Raw genomic sequence first — 17,829 nt, 5'->3', positions numbered from 1 at the left:
CACCTGTGGGAGCGACTTCAGTCGCGACAGGCACTACCGGTAGAGCCCGTCGCGACTGAAGTCGCTCCCACAACGCCATCGCTTACCGTGAATCTGCGATCGAAACGCCGCAACGGCGCACGCCGATTCGCGTTTTCCCGGGACTCGACACGATTTTGCCCTCCCTCCGTTTTGCCGCACCCGCACGCGACGCGCACCATGTGCGGCAATGTCTCTGCCACACATGGCGCACCGCACATCGCCGCACCAGCTTCGCGACGGCGGGGCGGATCCCGCACGCCGCACAACGCAGCCTTGGCGTGGGCTATGACGCCGGCAACGCATAGGCGATCACGTAGTCGCCCTTCTTGGTCTCCATGAAGTGATGGCCGCCCGCCATGATCACCAGGTACTCGCGGCCGTCGACCGCATAGAGCATCGGCGTGGCCTGGCCGCCGGCCGGCAGCTTGGCTTGCCAGACGGTCTTGCCGGTGGCCAGATCGATCGCGCGGATCATGTCGTCGGTGGTGGCGGCGATGAAGATCAGACCGCTGGCGGTGACCACCGCGCCGCCGTTGTTCGGCGTGCCGATCTCGATCGGCAAGCCGGAATGGATGCCGAACGGACCATTGCCGCGGGCGCTGCCCAGCGGGCGGTCCCACAGGGTCTTGCCGCTGGCCAGGTCGATCGCGCGGATGCCGCCGTACGGCGGTTGCTTGCACAGCAAACCGGTGAACGACAGGCGCCAGCCGGCATTGACGTCGATCGCGTACGGCGTGCCCGCCTGCGGATCGCCCGCGCCTTCGGCACCGCCGGCGTCGCCGCGCACCTGGCCGCGCGGCGCCCAGCCCAGTTGGTCGGCCTTGGCCCGCGGCACCAGCAGGTTGTAGTTCGGCATGTCGTTGTAGTTGGCCACGATCACGCCGCGCCGCGGGTCCACCGCGACGCTGCCCCAGTCCGAGCCGCCGTTGTAGCCGGGATACTCGATCGAATGGCGATCGGCCTGCGGCGGGGTGTAGATGCCCTTGTAGCTGGCGCTGCGGAACTGGATGCGGCAGACCAACTGATCGATCGGGGTGATGCCCCACATGTCGCGCTCGGTCAGGTCCGGCTTGCGCAGCGAGTGGTACAGCGAGAACGGCTGGGTCCTGGCACGGCGCTGCGGCTCGACGCCGCCGCCGGGTACCGCGCGTTCCTCGACCCCGACCAAGGGCTTGCCGCTGCGCCGATCCAGCACGTAGATTTCGCCCTGCTTGCTGGACAAGACCACCGCCGGCACCTTGGCGCCGTCGTGCGGGAAATCCACCAGCGTCGGCTGCGAGCCCAGGTCGTAGTCCCACACGTCGATATGCGTGGTCTGGAAGTTCCACACCGGCTTGCCGGTGGCGACGTCCAGCGCCACCAGCGAGGTCGCGTAGCGGTCCTCGGGCGCGGTACGCGAGCTGCTCCAGTAGTCGGCGGTGGAGTTGCCCATCGGCAGGTAGACATAGCCGAGTTGCTCGTCGCCGGCCGCCGAGGTCCACATGTTCGGCGTGCCGCGGGTCCAGCTCTGTCCCGGCGGCGGTGCCCCGTTCCATTCCGGATGGGTCATGTCCCAGGCCCAGCGCAGCTGTCCGGTCACCGCATCGAACCCCTGGATCACGCCCGACGGCTCGTAGCGCTGCTGCCCGTCCAGCACCTGATGGCCGGTGACGACCACGCCGCGGACGATGGTCGGCGGCGAGTTAATCGAGACGTAGCCCGGCGGCGTCTCGCCCATGCCGGCGGTGATGTCGACCTGGCCGTGCGCGCCGAAGTCTTCGCAGGGCTTGCCGCTGGTGGCATCGACCGCGATCAGGCGGCCGTCCAGGGTGCCCTCGATGATGCGGCTGCGGCAGGCGCGCGGCTCGCCTTCCAGCGCGACCGGGGCCACGCTGCCGTCCCGCGCCGGTGCCGGCGGCGCATTCGCCGCGTCCGGCACCTGGTAGTAGCTGACCCCGCGGCAGGCGGCGGTGTACGGAATCGCCTTGTCCGCGACCTTGGGATCGTAGCGCCAGCGCTGTTGCCCGCTGCGCGCATCCAGCGCGATCAGCTGGTTGCGCGCGGTGCACAGGTACAGGCTGTCGCCGATCTTCAGCGGCGTGGTCTCCGCGCCCCAGCGCTTGGCCGGCAGGTCGCCGGTGCGGAAGGTCCACGCGGTCTGCAATTGCGCCACGTTGCCGGGAGTGATCTGCCGCAGCGGCGTATAGCGGCTGCCGGCATTGTCGCGCCCGTAGGCGGCCCAGTCGGCATCGACCGGCGCCTCGGCAGGCTGCACGCCGGCACGCGGCGCGGTGATCGCCGCCGCCATGCCCGCGGCGTGCGCGAGCATGCCGTCGGCCTCGGTCACGCCGTACGGCACGAAGGCCAGCGCGAAGGCGACCACGAACACCAGCGCCAGTGCGCCGGCCAAGCCACGCGAGACGCCGTGCGGCACCGGGCGGTCCAGCCGCGGCAGCAGCAGCGCCAACAGCAGGCCCAGGAACACCATCAGGCCCATGCGCGGCACCCAGCGCCAATAGTCGGCACCGGATTCCCAGGCCGCCCACAGCAGCGTCAACGCGAAGGTCGCCGCGAACCACACCGCGCCGCCACGCCGGCCGCGCATCAGCAGCACGCCCGACAGCAGCAGGCCCAGCCCGCCGACCAGGTAGTACCAGGAGCCGCCCAGCGCCAGCAGCCACACGCCGCCGGCCGCAAGCACCAGGCCGATCAGCGCGCAGGCGCCGCCCAGCAGCAGCAGCGGCCAGGCGCTGCGATGCCCCGTTCGATCAAGATCGTTCATTGCCATTCCTCAGAGGAAACCGCCGCGCGGAACATCCGCCGCGGCATGGGCGCGATCGCGCCGCGCACCGTTATCCCAAGCCGGCAGTGAACGGCGTGCGTTCTATCACGGCACACGGCGGCATGTGTTTTGCTCGATACGGCTTGCATGGCCATGGGCCGCAGCCCTCGCCCGTCATCCGTCGGGACCATGGCCCCCCTTTTGGGGAGAAGGTGGCCCGCAGGGCCGGATGAGGGTGCGGGCGCAGCCTCATGCACCCAAATCCGCGAGGCGCTTTTCGCGCCGTACCCTCACCCCACCCCCTCTCCCGGGGGGAGAGGGGCTTGCTCCGCGCCTGCTCGCGAGCGTGTTCTCCATTGCGGGCGCCATCGGCGCAACCTGCGACGGGCATGCGTGCATGGAGGCGTCATCACTGCCACGCGCCCGCCGCGCCAGAAACGACGACGCCGGCAGTGCGCCGGCGTCGTCGGGTGCATGTCGCTTGCGCGATCAGCTTTCCGGCGGCAACTCGCTGGTGACCTCGACGCTGCCGTCTTCGCCCACGATCGGCTCGACCGGCTCTTCCTCGGCCAGCGATCCGTCCAGGCGCTCCACCGCCTGCAGCTTCTCGCCCTTGGACAGGCGGATCAGGGTCACGCCCTGGGTGTTGCGGCCGACGCGGGAGATTTCCGAGGCGCGGGTGCGCACCAGGGTGCCGCCATCGGAGATCAGCAACACCTCGTCCCTGGTGCTCAGCAGCACCGCGCCGACCAGCTTGCCGTTGCGCTCGCTGGTCTGGATGCCGATCACGCCCTGCGTGCCGCGGCCCTTGCGCGGGTACTCGGCCAGCGGGGTGCGCTTGCCGTAGCCGTTCTCGGTGGCGGTGAGGATGTAGGCATCGGGCTCGTCGCCGTTGCGCGCCACGGCCTCGGCCTCGAGGTCGGCCTCCGTCTCCAGCGCGGTCTCGACGTCCTCGGCATCCTCGTCCTGGCCCTCGGCCGGCTCGGCCACGATCAGGCTGACCACGTATTCGCTCCTGGCCAGCTTGATGCCGCGTACGCCGCGGCTGCTGCGGCCGGTCGGCTTGACCCCGCCGCGGCTCTTGCGGCGCGGGCTGCGCGCGTCGTCGCCGTCCTCGGCCACCTCGGCCAGCGCGGCGTCATCGTCCACGCTGTCGTCGCCTGCGCCCTCTTCGATGGCGCCGTCCTCGGCTTCGTCGTCCTTGGGCCGTTCGGAGAAGCGCACGGTCTTGCCGTTGGAGGCGAACAGCAGCACGTCGCGCTCGCCGTCGGTGAGCGCCACGCCGACCAGGGCATCGCCCTCGTCCAGGTTGATCGCGACCTTGCCGCGGCGCAGCTGGAACGCGAACTCGCTGAGCGGGGTCTTCTTGACCATGCCGTTGCGGGTGGCGAAGAACACGTAGCGGCCGTCGGCGTACTCGCGCACCGGCAGCACCGCCTGCACGCGCTCGCCGTTCTCCAGCGGGATCCAGTTGATGATCGGGCGGCCGCGCGCGTTCGGGCCGGCCTCGGGCAGCTGGTACACCGGCAGCCAGAACACCTTGCCGCTGCTGGTGAAGGTCAGCAGCGTGTCGTGGGTGTTGACCAGCCACAGCTGGTCGATGAAATCCTCTTCCTTGGTCGCCGCGGCGCTGCGGCCACGGCCGCCGCGGCGCTGCGCACGGTAGGCGCTGACCGGCTGGCGCTTGGCGTAACCGGCATGCGACAGCGTCACCACCACGTCTTCCGGCGCGATCAGGTCGAGGATGTCGAGGTCTTCCTCGCTGTGGCGGATCTCGGTGCGGCGCGCATCGCCGTATTCCTCGCGGATGCTGATGAGCTCCTCGCGGATCACCTGCAGCAGCACGTCGGGGTTTTCCAGGATCCGGATCAGCCCGGCGATCGCTTCCAGCAACTGCTTGTATTCCTCGGTCAGGCGCTCCTGCTCCAGCCCGGTCAGGCGGTGCAGGCGCATTTCCAGGATCTGCGAGGCCTGCACGTCGGTCAGCTGGTAGCCGTCGGCGAGCAGGCCGACGCCGGCCGGCAGGTCTTCCGGCTGCGAGGCATCGGCGCCGGCGGCGCCGAGCAGCGCGCCGACCAGGCCCGCGTCCCAGCGCCTGGCCAGCATGCGCTCGCGCGCCTCGGTCGGGTTGGCCGAGGTCTTGATCAGCTCGATCATCTCGTCGATGTTGGCGAGCGCGACGGTCAGGCCTTCGAGGATGTGCGCGCGGGCGCGCGCCTTGCGCAGTTCGAAGATGGTGCGGCGGGTGACCACTTCGCGGCGGTGGCGGACGAACGCCTCCAGCATCTGCTTGAGGTTCAGCAGCTGCGGGCGACCATCGACCAGCGCCACCATGTTGATGCCGAACACCGACTCCATCTGGGTCTGCTGGTACAGGTTGTTCAGCACCACATCGGCGGCTTCGCCGCGCTTGATCTCGATGTAGATGCGCATGCCGTCCTTGTCGGACTCGTCGCGCAGCTCGCTGATGCCTTCGAGCTTCTTTTCCTTGACCAGCTCGGCGATCTTCTCGATCAGCCGCGCCTTGTTGACCTGGTACGGGATCTCGTTGACCACGATCGCCTCGCGGCCGTTGTCCTGGATCTCGATCTCGGCCTTGGCGCGCATGCGCACGCGGCCGCGGCCGGTGCGGTAGCCGGCGACGATGCCGCTGGTGCCGTTGACGATGCCGGCGGTGGGGAAATCCGGGCCGGGGAGGTATTCCATCAGCCCGTCGACGTCGATCTGCGGATTGTCGATCAGCGCCAGGCAGGCGTTGATCGATTCGGTCAGGTTGTGCGGCGGGATGTTGGTCGCCATGCCCACCGCGATGCCGGCCGAGCCGTTGACCAGCAGGCTCGGGAACCGGGTCGGCATGACCGTCGGCTCCAGTTCCTTCTCGTCGTAGTTGGGCTGGAAATCGACGGTTTCCTTGTCGATGTCGGCCATCATCTCGTGGGCCAGGCGCGACATGCGCGCCTCGGTGTAGCGCATCGCCGCCGCGGAGTCGCCGTCGACCGAGCCGAAGTTGCCCTGCCCATCCACCATCAGGTAGCGCAGCGAGAACGGCTGCGCCATGCGCACCAGCGTGTCGTACACCGACTGGTCGCCGTGCGGGTGGTACTTGCCGATGACGTCGCCGACGATACGCGCCGACTTGTAGTAGGGCTTGTTGCTGTGCGCGCCCAGCTCGTTCATCGCGAACAACACGCGGCGATGCACCGGCTTGAGGCCGTCGCGCGCATCCGGGAGGGCACGCCCCACGATCACGCTCATCGCGTAATCGAGGTAGCTCTTGCGCATCTCGTCTTCCAGGTTGACCTGGATGATTTCCTTGGCGGATTCTGCCATTCGGGTTCCGTAAGTCTGGTGGCTAATCGACCAGGACGCCGGCCCGCGGCAAGCGGGCCTGCCGGCACCGAAACTCTACGGCGCGCAGCGGTCGATCGAACCGCCGGATTCTATCATGACAGGCGCGCGAATGCCCGGTTTTACCGGCCCGAACAAGCACTTGCGTGCGTTTGCGGGGCCGTGCAGGGGGTCTGCCGCGGTTGCCGCGGCTCAGCCGCCGAACGCGGCGCGCATGCGCTCGGGATCCGGCCGTTCGATCACCCCGCGTTCGGTGACGATGGCATCGATCAGCGCGGCCGGGGTCACGTCGAACACCGGGTTCCAGGCGGCGATGCCCTCGGCCACGGTACGCACCCCGCCCACCCCGAACAGCTCGCCCGGGTCACGCTGCTCGATCTCGATCTGCGCGCCGTCGGCGGTGTCCATGTCCACGGTGGACGACGGCGCCACCACCATGAACCCGATGCCGTGGTGGCGTGCGGCGATCGCCAGCTGGTAGGTGCCGATCTTGTTGGCGGTGTCGCCATTGGCGCAGATGCGGTCGGCGCCGACGATCACCCACTGCACCGCACCGGTCTTCATCAGGTGCGCCGCGGCCGAATCGGCGATCAGGGTCGCGTCGATGCCGTCCTGCTGCAGTTCCCACACGGTCAGCCGCGCGCCCTGCAACCACGGCCGGGTCTCGCCGGCGAACACCTTGGCGATGCGGCCCTGGGCCATGCCGGCGCGGATCACGCCCAGCGCGGTGCCGAAGCCGGCGGTGGCCAGCGATCCGGTGTTGCAATGGGTCAGCACGCCGCTGCCGGGCGCGATCAGGCCCGCGCCGAGCGCGCCCATGTGGCGGTTGGCGGCCAGGTCTTCCTCGGCAATGGCCTGTGCCTGGCGCGCGATCGCCTCGCGCCAGTCGGAACCTGCCGCGACCAGCGCCTTGCGCATGCGCGTCAGCGCCCAGGCCAGGTTCACCGCGGTCGGCCGCGCCGCATTGAGCCGCTGCAGCGCCGGTTCCAGCTTGGCCAGCGCCTGCGCGCCGTCGTCGGCCTGCACGTCGCGCGCGGCCAGCACCACGCCCCAGCCGGCGGCGATGCCGATCGCCGGCGCGCCGCGTACCGCCAGCGTGTGGATCGCCGCGGCGACCTGGTCGCTGTCGCTGCACTGCAGGTGCTCGACCACGAACGGCAGCTTGCGCTGGTCCAGCAGCTGCAGCGCCTCGCCGGTCCACAGGATCGGGCGGATATGGTCGTAGCGGGCGTAATCGATATCGAGGTCGGCGTTCATCCGGCTATTTTAACGGCGGGGATTGGGGATTGGGGATTGGGGATTCGCAGAAGCGGCGCGGCGGTGGCCATGAACGCCAATCGTCCGGCACAACGTCGGCAAGGAAGCGCGCTCAGTTGACGCTGAATTCCGCGCGGCAGCCCTTGTCCACCCAGATGCCGTCGCGGTCCCAGCCCCAGCTGTCGTCCTGCACGCAGGCGGTGCCGGACAGCTGCCGGCGCAGCTGCACGCTGTTGTGGATGCTGACCCCGCAGCGGCGCCGCGATCGGCCCTTGGATTCGCACAGCACCGGACGCGGGCCGGCCGGGAAGCCGGACCCGTCGCTGGCGCCGATCTCGAACTCGCCGCGGCAGCCGCGCGACACCCAGATCTCGTTGCGGCGCACGCCCCAGCTGCGCTCCTCGCGGCACGGCACCGAGGACAGCTGGCGCATCAGCCGCACCGGCGCGCCGCGCAGCATCACCGGGCAGCTCTCGACCCGGCCGTCGGATTCGCAGCGCAGCACGCGGCGCATCGCGCTGCGCGTGGGTTCGGGCGGATTGGAACGGAATTCGGCGCGGCAGCCGAGCGTCACCCACACCCCGGTGCCGTCCGAGCCCCATTCGCTGCCGCGGATACAGTCGTTGTCGGACAATTGCCGGACCAGTTCCACACCCTGCTCGGTCGGCATCGGGCAATGCACCCAACTCATGTCGCGCGATTCGCAACGCACCACCGCGGCGTCATAGCCGTCCGGCGCCTGCGCAAGCGCCTTCGCCGGACACGCCGATACCGCCAACCCCAGCCAACACCAGCCACCGAGCCCGTACGACCACTTCATGCTTGGCTCTGCCCCTATGCGTAGAACCTGAACAACGAAGACCACTCCACCGATAACGCGCATCGACCGCATGCTGGGCTGGATCAAACCATCATCGATGTCGACAAAGCAAGAAAATGCTACATGAACGCCGCGCAGTTCAGGCTCGCGCGAAATCGTAGGCGAGCACATCGCCGATCGACGCGGTGCCGCGCATCGCCATCAGCAGGCGATCCACGCCGACGGCGACGCCGGCGCAATCGGGCAGCGCCGGCAAGGCCTGCAGCAAACGCTCGTCCAGCGGCGGCAACTGCGCGCCGCGCTCGCGGCGCAGCGCGTGATCGCGCAGGAAGCGGCGGCGCTGTTCGGCCGCGTCGTTGAGTTCGTGGTAGCCGTTGGCCAGCTCGTAGCTGCCCAGGTACAGTTCGAAGCGTTCGGCCACCGGCGGTTGTTCGTCGCGGACGCGCGCCAGCGCGCACTGCGTGGCCGGCCAGTCGTGGACCACGGTGAGGCGGTCGCCCGGAAACGCCGCCTGCAGGCGATGGGTCATCAGCAGGTCGAGCCAGTCGTCGCGGGTCAGCCCTGCAGCGTCGATGCGGATGTCGCGCAACGGCTGCTGCAGCGCATCGAGCGGCGCCAGCAATGGATCGATGCCCAGCGTATCCAGGAACAGTTGCCGATAGGTGACGACCTGCAGCGTCGCCGTGCGCGCGACCAGCGCCAGCGCCTCGCGCACCAGCGCCACGGTCTCGTCCACCAGCTGCAGATGATGCCAGCCGACCCGGTACCACTCGAGCATGGTGAACTCGGGATTGTGGCGGCCGCCGGCCTCGCCGTTGCGGAACACCCGCCCGAGTTCGTAGCAGTCGCCGACGCCGGTGGCCAGCAGGCGTTTGAGCGGGTACTCGGGCGAGGTGCGCAGCCAGCGCAGCGTCGGGCCGGCATCGACATGACCGCTGAAAAGGGTCTGGAAACTGTCGATATTCGGCTCGGTGTTGCCGGCCGCCGACAGCATCGGCGTCTCCACCTCGAGCACGTCGCGCGCGGCGAAGAAGGCGCGGATGCGCGCGTTGAGCGCGGCGCGCAGGCGCAGCGCGGCGATGTCCACGGCCTCGCTCATCGCAGCGATCCGATCGGGTGCGTCGCGCCCGGAAGCCGGCTCACCCCTGCCCCTCGTGCTCGCCGAGCAAGGCCAGCAACTGCGCCTCGTCCCACACCGCCACACCCAGTTCCTGCGCCTTGTCCAGCTTGGAACCGGCCTCGGCACCGGCCACGACGAAGCTGGTCTTCTTCGACACGCTGCCGGCGACCTTCGCGCCCAGCGCTTCCAACCGCGCCTTGGCCGCATCGCGGCTGAGTTGCTGCAGGGTGCCAGTCAGCACCACGGTCTGCCCGTCCAGCGGCGCGGCGCGGCGCGCGGCCTGCGCCGGCGCGGCGTCGAGCAGGCGCCGCATCGCCGCGTCGGCGGCGCGCAACGCCTGCAGTCGCGCGTCATCGGCCAGATAGGCGGCGAGATTGGCCGCGCCCGCCGCCGACAGCCCGGCGCCGGTCCAACCGCTTTCGTTGGCGCGCAGCAGCGCATCGAGCGTGCCGTAGGTCGCGGCCAGCCGCTGCGCGCTCTTGCCGCCGAGCTTGTCCACCGGCAGCGTGGTCAGCAGGTGCGCCAGGTCGAGCCGCTCGCGCAGTTCCGCCGGCGGCCTGCCCTCGTCGGCGAAACGGATGCCCGCCTCGATCAGCGCATCGACCACTGCCGCGTTGCCGGGCTGCTCGAAGAACGTCGCGATCGAACGCGCGACCTCGCCACCGATGTCGGGCAAGGCCTGCAGCAGCACCGCCGGCGTGGTGCGCACGAAGTCCAGCGATCCCAGCCAGTGCGCGAGCGCCCTGGCGGTGGTCTCGCCCAGGTGCGGGATGCCCAGCGCGAACAGGAAACGCGGCAACGTGGTGTCACGGCTGGCGGCGATGCCGGCGACCAGGTTCTCCGCCCATTTCGTCGCCAGCTTGCCAGTGAGGTCCACGCTCAGGTGCGCACGCAGGAATTCAGCGCGCGTCCAGTCCGGCGATTCCTGCGCCAGCAACGCCTGCGCTTGCGCATCGAGCGTCAGCGCGCCCTTGCTGTCGGCCACGGCCAGTGCCAGGTCGGCCGCCGTCGCCGCGTCCAGCGCCGCCTTCATCCGCACCAGGTCTTCCACGCTCAGCGCGTACAGGTCGGCCAGCGAATGCACGAAACCGAACTCGACCAGGGCATCGGCCTGGCGATCGCCCAGGCCCTCGATGTCCATGGCCCGGCGCGAGGCGAAATGGCGCACGGCCTCCTTGCGCTGCGCCGCGCAGGCCAGGCCGCCGCTGCAGCGCCAGGCCACCGCGTCCTCTTCCTTGACCAGCTCCGAGCCGCACACCGGGCACGTGGCCGGCATCGTCCACGGCAGCGTGCCGGCCGGGCGGCGCTCTTCGATGACCCGCACCACTTCGGGAATCACGTCGCCGGCGCGGCGCACGATCACCGTGTCGCCTTCGCGCGCGTCCAGCCGCGCGATCTGGTCGGCGTTGTGCAAGGTCGCGTTGGTGACGGTGACGCCGGCGACCTGCACCGGTTCCAGCCGCGCCACCGGCGTGACCGCGCCGGTGCGGCCGATCTGCACTTCGATCGCGCGCAGCAAGGTGGACTGTTCCTGCGCCGGGAACTTGTGCGCCAGCGCCCAGCGCGGCGCGCGCGAGACGAAGCCCATCGCCGCCTGCTGGTCGTAGTCGTCGAGCTTGTAGACCACGCCGTCGATGTCGTACGGCAGCGCGTCGCGCCTGGCGCCGATGTGGCGGAAATACGCGATCAGGCCGTCGAAGCCGGTCGCCGTCGCCACTTCCGGCGCCACCGGGAAGCCATAGCGGCGCAGCAGGGCCAGGGTCTGCGAATGGGTCTCGGGCAGTTCCAGGCCGCGCACCTCGCCGACCGAATAGGCGAAGAACGCCAGCGGCCGCCGCCGGGTGACCGCAGGGTCGAGCTGGCGCAGCGAACCGGCGGCGCCGTTGCGCGGGTTGGCGAGCAGTTTCTCGTTGCGCTCCAGCGCCTTGGCGTTCCAGGCGGCGAACGCCGCGCGCGGCATGTAGATCTCGCCGCGCACCTCGAGCACCGCCGGAAACGGCGTGCCCAGGTCGCGCAGCTTCAACGGCACCGAGCGCACCTGGCGCAGGTTGGCGGTGACGTCCTCGCCGGTGCTGCCGTCGCCGCGGGTGGCGCCCTGCACGAACACGCCGTCCTCGTAGCGCAGGCTGATCGCCAGCCCGTCCAGCTTCGGCTCGACCGAGAACACCGGCGCGGCCAGGTCCAGTGCGCGCTCGATGCGCCGCTCGAAATCGGCGACCTCGGCGAAGCGGCTGCGGTCGTCGGCAGCGTCGGCCACGCCCGGCGTCTCGAACGCGTTGGCCAGCGACAGCATCGGGATCGCGTGGCGCACTTCCGGGAAGCCGCCGTCCGGCCGCGCGCCGACGGTGCGGGTCGGCGAGTCGTCGCGCGCCAGCTGCGGGTGCCCGGCTTCCAGCGCCTCCAGCTCGCGCATCAACGCGTCGTACTCGGCATCGGTGATCGTCGGATCGTCGTGCACGTAGTAGCGATCGTTGGCGTCTTCGATGCGCTGGCGCAAGTCGGCGGCGCGCTGCTGGAGATCGGGCGTGGCGGTCATGCGCGGCCGGGGACCTGGTGACGGAGAGGGAGGCGATAGTAACTGCGTGCCTGGCAAGGGGAAATGCGGGTGAGGCCGGGATTGGGGATTGGGGATTCGGAGTGGGGCTCTGAAGATGGGGGACCGGTAGCGCGGCGGACGTACCCTCACCCCAACCCCTCTCCCGGGGAAGAGGGGCTCGAGCGGAGGCTCTGAGCGCGGCGCTGCGCTTTTCCGATTCCCCATTCCCCTTTCCCGATTCCCTGTTCGCACACGATTCAGAAAACTTGCCGAGACGTTAAGGAAACATTAGGTTTGCGTTCCCCGTATTGACCTTCGCTGGAGAGTGCCCGTGTCGCTACCGGTTTCGCGCCGTTCCTTTCTTTCCCTCGCCACTTCGGGCCTGGCGGTCGGCGCGCTGGGCCTGGCGCCCGCGGCGGAGGCGGCAAAGCGCAAGGCGGCGGCCGCCGCGGTCCCCGGCGTGGCGCCGGCCGCCGGCCCGGTCTATCTGAACTACAACGAATGCCCGCTGGGCCCGGCGCCGGCCGCGCTGGACGCGGCGCAGGCGATCCTGCCGCGCGCCGGCCGCTACCTGTTCGAACTGCAGAACGACCTGATCGCGCTGTTCGCCGGCGAGCAGCAGCTGCCGCGCGACCACGTCGCGGTCTATCCCGGCTCCAGCGAGCCGCTGAACCGTGCCGCGCTCGCGTTCACCTCGGCCCGCGCCGGCGTGGTGGTGGCCGATCCGACCTTCGAAGCGGTGGCCGATGTCGCCGCCGCGCACGGTGCGCCGGTGCGGCGGGTGCCGCTGCGCGCCGACGGCGCGCACGACGTCAAGGCGATGGCCAGCGCCGACCCGAACGCCGGCCTGATCTACCTGTGCAACCCGAACAATCCGACCGGCTCGATCACCGCGCGCGCCGACATCGAATGGCTGCTGGCCAACAAGCCCGCCTCCAGCGTGCTGCTGGTCGACGAGGCCTACATCCACTACAGCGAGCAGAGTTCGGTGGTCGACCTGATCGGCCGGCGCCAGGACCTGCTGGTGCTGCGCACCTTCTCCAAGCTGTACGGCATGGCCGGGCTGCGCCTGGGCCTGGCGGTGGCCTCGCCGGGGCTGCTGACCAAGCTGGCGGCCTTCGGCGAGAACCCGGTGGCCATCACCGCGGTCGCCGCCGGCATCGCCAGCCTGCGCGACGTGCAACTGGTGCCGGCGCGGCGCGCCGAGAACGCGCGCATCCGCAACGACACCATCGCCTGGCTGCAGAGCAAGGGCTACAAGTGCCTGCCGTCGCAGGCCAACTGCTTCATGGTCGACGTCAAGCGCGACGGCAAGGCGTTCGCTGCGGCGATGGCCAGGCAGGGGGTGATGATCGGCCGCAGCTGGCCGATCTGGCCGAAGCTGGTGCGCGTCACCGTCGGCACCGAGGCGGAGATGCTGCGGTTTCGTGATGCCTTCTTGAAAGCGCGCAAATAGCGCGCGCTTCGGGATTGGGGAGTCGGGATTGGGGATTCGTAAAAGCTGGCTTCGCCGCTTACCTCATCGGCTCCCGTACCCTCATCCGCCCCTTCGGGGCACCTTCTCCCACTGGGAGAAGGGAGGGGGCAGCGGATTCGCTGTTACGAATCCCCAATCCCGACTCCCCAATCCCGGCCCCACACCTACCAGCGCGGCGCCTTGGTCAACGGCGGCGCCTGATGCTGGCGGTCGTAGGCGCGCAGTTCGTCGCGGATGTGCGCGATGCGCTGGCGGCCGAGGGCGTTGCGGCTGTCGTCCAGGACCACGCCGTCGAGCAGTTCGCCCATGCGCTGCACGGTCGGCAGCATCTTTTCCCACGCGTCGAGCGCGGTCAGCGGCGCCGGCAGGGTCAGGAAGAACGCGATCGCCGGGGTCTCCATCTCGCGGATGTGGGCCATGTCGAAACTGCCCGGTTTCATGATGCTGGCCATGCTGAAGATCGGGCCGCGTTCGGGATGGCCTTCGACCAGGCGGTGGAACACGTTCATATGGCCGAACACCAGCCCGGTCTTCTCGGCGGCGACGACGATGTCCTCGCCGCGCAGCACCTGGCCGGCGCGCGCGGCGACGTACAGCGAGACGATCTTGTCGAAGTCCTGGCTCGGCCGCTTGCCGAGTTCGGCGTTGGCCGCCTCGGCGGCGGACAGGCCCAGTTCGGGTTGGCCGAGGGCGCCGTCCTGGTCGGGCGCGGCGATCGCGTCGCCGTCGGCGGGCGCTGCGGCATCGCCGAGCGAGGGCTCGCGGCGCGGCGCGGCCGGGTCGGCCGGCTCCACGCGCCGGCCCTGGGTCGGTTTCTTCGGGCGGCCGAACAGGAAGATCGCCGCGATCAGCAACAGACCGGCGGCGAGGATGCCGATGCGCAGCATTGCCATGTCGGACATTCGGGGGTTACTCCGGCAGGGGTGCGTAGGGGGAAGACAAGGTATTTAGCATGTCACGTCAGGCCGCGCCCGCCAAACGCGCGGCTTCCTCGAGGTCCACGCTGACCAGGCGGCTGACGCCCGGCTCGCGCATGGTCACGCCGCTGAGCTGGTGCGCCGCTTCCATCGTGGCCTTGTTGTGGCTGACGAACAGGAACTGCACCTTCTCGCTCATTTCCTTGACCATCGCCGCCAAGCGGCCGACGTTGGCTTCGTCCAGCGGCGCATCGACCTCGTCGAGCAGGCAGAACGGCGCCGGGTTGAGCTGGAAGATCGCGAACACCAGCGCCACCGCGGTCATCGCCTTCTCGCCGCCGGACAGCAGCGAGATGCTGGACACGCGCTTGCCGGGCGGGCGCGCCATGATCGCCACGCCGGTGTCGAGCAGGTCTTCGCCGGTCAGTTCCAGATAGGCGTGGCCGCCGCCGAACAGGCGCGGATACAGCGCCTGCACGCCGGAATTGACGCGGTCGAAGGTGTCCTTGAAGCGGCCGCGGGTCTCGCGGTCGATCTTGCGGATCGCATCCTCCAGGGTTTCCAGCGCGGTGTTCAGGTCGACGTCCTGCGCTTCCAGGTATTCGGCGCGCTGCGCGGCCTCGCCGTACTCGCTGATCGCGGCCAGGTTGACCGGCTCCAGGCGGCGCATGCGTCCGTCGATCTGCTGCACCGCCTGCTCCCACTCGGCCGGATCGGCCTGTTCGGGCAGGCCGTTGATCACGTCCTCGAGCACGAAGCCGGCCTTGACCACGGCCGCCGACAGTTGCTCGGCGCTGAGCACCAGCGCCTGCTGGTCGAGGCGGCGCTGGGCGATCCGCTCGCGCTGCGCCAGGGCCTGTTCGTCGCGCTGCTGGCGGGTCTGTTCCAGGCCGCGCAATTCGTTGTCGATACCGTCCAGCAGCGCGCGCGCCTCGCCGAGCGCGCGGTCGGTGCGCACGCGTTCGCTGAGGGCCGCCTGGTGCTCGGCTTCCAGCGCATGCACCGGCGAATCGCCTTCGCTCAGCTGCGCGCTGAGTTCGCCCAGGCGCGAATCCAGCTGCCCGCGCTGGTTGCCCATGCGCTCCAGCGCCTGGCTCAGCGAGGCGATCTGGGTGCGTTGCGATTCCAGGGTCAGGGCCAGCGCATGCGCGGCCTCGCGCACCCGGCGCGCGGCATCGCGGGCCAGGTCGCGCGCTTCGGTGAGCTGGCGGCGCTCGCTCTCCAGGGTGTGCCGGGTGCTTTCCAGGTCGCCCATGCTGGTGACCGCGTCTTCCAGCTTGGAACGCGCCTCGCGCGCCTGCTCGCGGCTGCTGTCCAGCGTTTCCAGCAGCTGCGCGATCTCCGTCTCGATGCGCTCGATGCGGGTGCGCGCGGCGTCCACCTTGCCCTGCTGGCTCTGCAGTTGCCCGGCCAGTTCGGACACGCTGCGGTGCGCCTGGTACAGCTGGCGCTGCGCTTCCTCGCGCTGCTGCTCGGCGGCCAGCGACTGCTCGCGCAGGCTCGCCAGGCGCTGGTCCAGTTCGGCTTCGCGGTCCTGCAGCGCATCGATCTGGCCGCGCAGCGCCTGGATCTCGCGCTCGCGCAGCAACGCGCCCTGCTTGGCCGCGCCGGAGCGCGACACGCGCAGCCAGCCTTCGCCCAGGCGCGCGCCATCGCGGGTGATGACCGAGTCGCCCTCGCCCAGCTGCGGCAGCAAGGCGCGTGCGGCGGCCAGGTCCTCGGCCGCGTGCAGCCGCGACAGCAGCCGGCGGATCGCGATCGGGCCCTGCACCTTGGCGGCCAGCGAGGTCGGCGCGAAGTGGCCGGCCTCCTCGTCGCTGCCGACCAGGGCGATGCGGCCTTCGCCGAGTTCGCCCAGCGCATCGACCAGGGTCTCCGGCGCATCGACCAGCACGCCTTCGATCAATTGCCCGAGCGCGCCTTCGACCGCGTTTTCCCAGCCGCTCTCGACGCTGATGCGCTCGCCCACGCGCGCCGCCGAATCCAGCCCGCGCGCCTTCAGCCACGCCACCGCGGCGCCCTGCTCCTGGCCGAGCGCGGCCTGCTGCAGGGTTTCCAGCGACGACAGCCGGCCGCGCGCGGCCTGCGCCTGCTTGCGCACCTCGGCCAGTTCCGCCTGCGCGCCGCGCTGCTGTTCCTGCAGCGCGGTCAGCGCCTGCTTGCGCGTCTCGACCTGTTCGTTGAGCCCGTCCAGCGCGGCGCGCTGGGTCTCGTGCTGCAACTCCACCTGTTCGAACGCGGCGGCCAGCGCGTCCAGGTCCAGCCCGGCGCGTTCGGCGGCCAGCGCTGCGCGGCGGCGCTCGGCTTCCAGCGATTGCCGGTCCAGATAATCGACGCGGGTGCGCTCCACTTCGCCGGCGCGCGAGGCTTCGGCGGTGTAGCGCTGGTGCGCTTCCCAGCGCTGCTGCCAGTCGGCCAGCCTGGCCTCGGCCTCGCGCAGCGCTTCCTGCTTGTATTCGTTGTCTTCCTGCAGCTGCTCCAGCTGCGGTCCGGCGATGTCCACCGACTCGCGCAGCAGCGCCAGCTTGGCCTCGTCGCCGCTGATGTGCTGGCCGAGTTCGGCCAGCGCCAGCTGCGCTTCGTCGCGCGCCTTGTGCAGGCGCTGCGACAGGTCGCGCTGGTGCTGGATCTGCTGCTCGATGCGCGCCAGGGTGCTGCCGACCTGGTAGACCTCGGCCTGGGCCTTGCTCAGGGCGTCGGCGGCTTCCTCGCGGCGCACGCGGCCGGTTTCGATCCGCGCCTCGGCGTCGCGCTGCTCGGCGATGAACTGCTGCAGGCGCGTCTCTTCCTGGCCCAGCGCCTCGCGCAGGCCCTGCAGGCGACCGTCCAGGCCGCGGTATTCCAGCGCCTTCCACTGCGCATCCTTGACCCGGCGTTCTTCCTGCAGCGCCTGGTACTGCTCGGCCTGGCGCGCCTGACGCTTGAGGTGCTCGAGCTGCTTGCCGATCTCCTCGCGCAGGTCGCCCAGGCGTTCCAGGTTCTCGCGGGTATGGCGGATGCGGGTCTCGGTCTCCTTGCGCCGCTCCTTGTACTTGGAGATGCCGGCGGCCTCTTCCAGGTACACGCGCAGGTCTTCCGGGCGCGCCTCGATGATCTGGCTGATCATGCCCTGCTCGATGATCGAGTAGCTGCGCGGGCCCAGGCCGGTGCCCAGGAACAGGTCGGTGATGTCGCGGCGCCGGCACTTGGTGCCGTTGAGGGAGTAGCTGCTGCTGCCGTCGCGGCTGACCTGGCGCTTGACCGAGATCTCGTTGAACGCGGCGTACTCGCCGGAAATGGTGTGGTCGGAGTTGTCGAAGATCAGCTCCACCGTGGCCTGCGACACCGGCTTGCGCGCCGAGGAGCCGGAGAAGATCACGTCGGTCAGCGAGTCGCCACGCAGGCGGCTGGCCGAGCTTTCGCCCATCACCCAGCGCACCGCGTCGATGATGTTCGACTTGCCGCAGCCGTTCGGACCGACGATGCCGGTCATGTTGGTCGGCAGGTGCAGCGTGGTCGGATCGACGAAGGACTTGAAGCCGGACAGCTTGATGGTCGACAGGCGCATGGGGCAGGCAATCCATGGCAGGCGC

The 17,829-nt window shown here is 70.1% G+C and carries 9 protein-coding genes; 1 reads left to right on the top strand and 8 read right to left on the bottom strand.

Going from position 1 to position 17,829, the window contains the following annotated elements:
• Positions 1–304: 304 nt before the first annotated feature.
• The 6 genes from NRY95_10270 to ligA form a co-directional block, all read right to left on the bottom strand.
• On the bottom strand, positions 305–2,782 hold the full coding sequence (locus tag NRY95_10270; protein UYC18306.1) for a membrane-bound PQQ-dependent dehydrogenase, glucose/quinate/shikimate family: 2,478 nt from the start codon (positions 2,780–2,782) through the stop codon (positions 305–307).
• A 489-nt stretch (positions 2,783–3,271) separates the two neighbouring features.
• A complete protein-coding gene (gene gyrA / locus NRY95_10265) occupies positions 3,272–6,112 on the bottom strand; it encodes a DNA gyrase subunit A (protein UYC18305.1) in 2,841 nt (946 codons plus the stop codon).
• A gap of 210 nt (positions 6,113–6,322) precedes the next feature.
• Entirely contained in the window at positions 6,323–7,387 is a 1,065-nt protein-coding gene (mtnA, locus tag NRY95_10260) for an S-methyl-5-thioribose-1-phosphate isomerase (protein ID UYC18304.1), read from the bottom strand.
• Positions 7,388–7,499: 112 nt separating this feature from the next.
• On the bottom strand, positions 7,500–8,207 hold the full coding sequence (locus NRY95_10255; protein UYC18303.1) for a DUF3011 domain-containing protein: 708 nt from the start codon (positions 8,205–8,207) through the stop codon (positions 7,500–7,502).
• A gap of 139 nt (positions 8,208–8,346) precedes the next feature.
• Positions 8,347–9,306: an EF-P lysine aminoacylase EpmA gene (gene epmA / locus NRY95_10250; protein UYC18302.1), complete on the bottom strand. Its 960-nt coding sequence runs from the start codon at positions 9,304–9,306 to the stop codon at positions 8,347–8,349.
• Between the two features lie 40 nt (positions 9,307–9,346).
• A complete protein-coding gene (ligA, locus tag NRY95_10245; protein UYC18301.1) occupies positions 9,347–11,863 on the bottom strand; it encodes an NAD-dependent DNA ligase LigA in 2,517 nt (838 codons plus the stop codon).
• Positions 11,864–12,194: 331 nt separating this feature from the next.
• Between ligA and NRY95_10240 the strand changes: the two genes are divergently transcribed.
• A complete protein-coding gene (locus NRY95_10240; GenBank protein UYC18300.1) occupies positions 12,195–13,319 on the top strand; it encodes a pyridoxal phosphate-dependent aminotransferase in 1,125 nt (374 codons plus the stop codon).
• Between the two features lie 185 nt (positions 13,320–13,504).
• Here the strand turns inward: NRY95_10240 and zipA are convergent, their stop codons facing one another.
• Together zipA and smc are read right to left on the bottom strand one after the other, a co-directional pair.
• The gene (gene zipA, locus NRY95_10235; protein UYC18299.1) at positions 13,505–14,242 is read right to left on the bottom strand and encodes a cell division protein ZipA; all 738 of its coding nucleotides are present in this window, start codon (positions 14,240–14,242) and stop codon (positions 13,505–13,507) included.
• A 58-nt stretch (positions 14,243–14,300) separates the two neighbouring features.
• Entirely contained in the window at positions 14,301–17,804 is a 3,504-nt protein-coding gene (gene smc / locus NRY95_10230; GenBank protein ID UYC18298.1) for a chromosome segregation protein SMC, read from the bottom strand.
• Positions 17,805–17,829: the final 25 nt, after the last annotated feature.

It is taken from the genome of Xanthomonas campestris pv. phormiicola (assembly GCA_025666215.1).
Taxonomy (GTDB): domain Bacteria; phylum Pseudomonadota; class Gammaproteobacteria; order Xanthomonadales; family Xanthomonadaceae; genus Xanthomonas_A; species Xanthomonas_A campestris_A.
The sequence above is the reverse complement of the archived record's forward strand: the minus strand, read 5'-3'. Positions and strand labels throughout refer to the sequence as shown.

Bases quoted from the DNA above. Each gene is read 5' to 3' on its own strand.
- ligA (UYC18301.1), bottom strand. From the start codon at position 11,863: ATGACCGCCACGCCCGATCTCCAGCAGCGCGCCGCCGACTTGCGCCAG.
- NRY95_10255 (UYC18303.1), bottom strand. From the start codon at position 8,207: ATGAAGTGGTCGTACGGGCTCGGTGGCTGGTGTTGGCTGGGGTTGGCG.
- NRY95_10270 (UYC18306.1), bottom strand. From the start codon at position 2,782: ATGAACGATCTTGATCGAACGGGGCATCGCAGCGCCTGGCCGCTGCTG.
- epmA (UYC18302.1), bottom strand. From the start codon at position 9,306: ATGAGCGAGGCCGTGGACATCGCCGCGCTGCGCCTGCGCGCCGCGCTC.
- mtnA (UYC18304.1), bottom strand. From the start codon at position 7,387: ATGAACGCCGACCTCGATATCGATTACGCCCGCTACGACCATATCCGC.
- zipA (UYC18299.1), bottom strand. From the start codon at position 14,242: ATGTCCGACATGGCAATGCTGCGCATCGGCATCCTCGCCGCCGGTCTG.
- gyrA (UYC18305.1), bottom strand. From the start codon at position 6,112: ATGGCAGAATCCGCCAAGGAAATCATCCAGGTCAACCTGGAAGACGAG.
- smc (UYC18298.1), bottom strand. From the start codon at position 17,804: ATGCGCCTGTCGACCATCAAGCTGTCCGGCTTCAAGTCCTTCGTCGAT.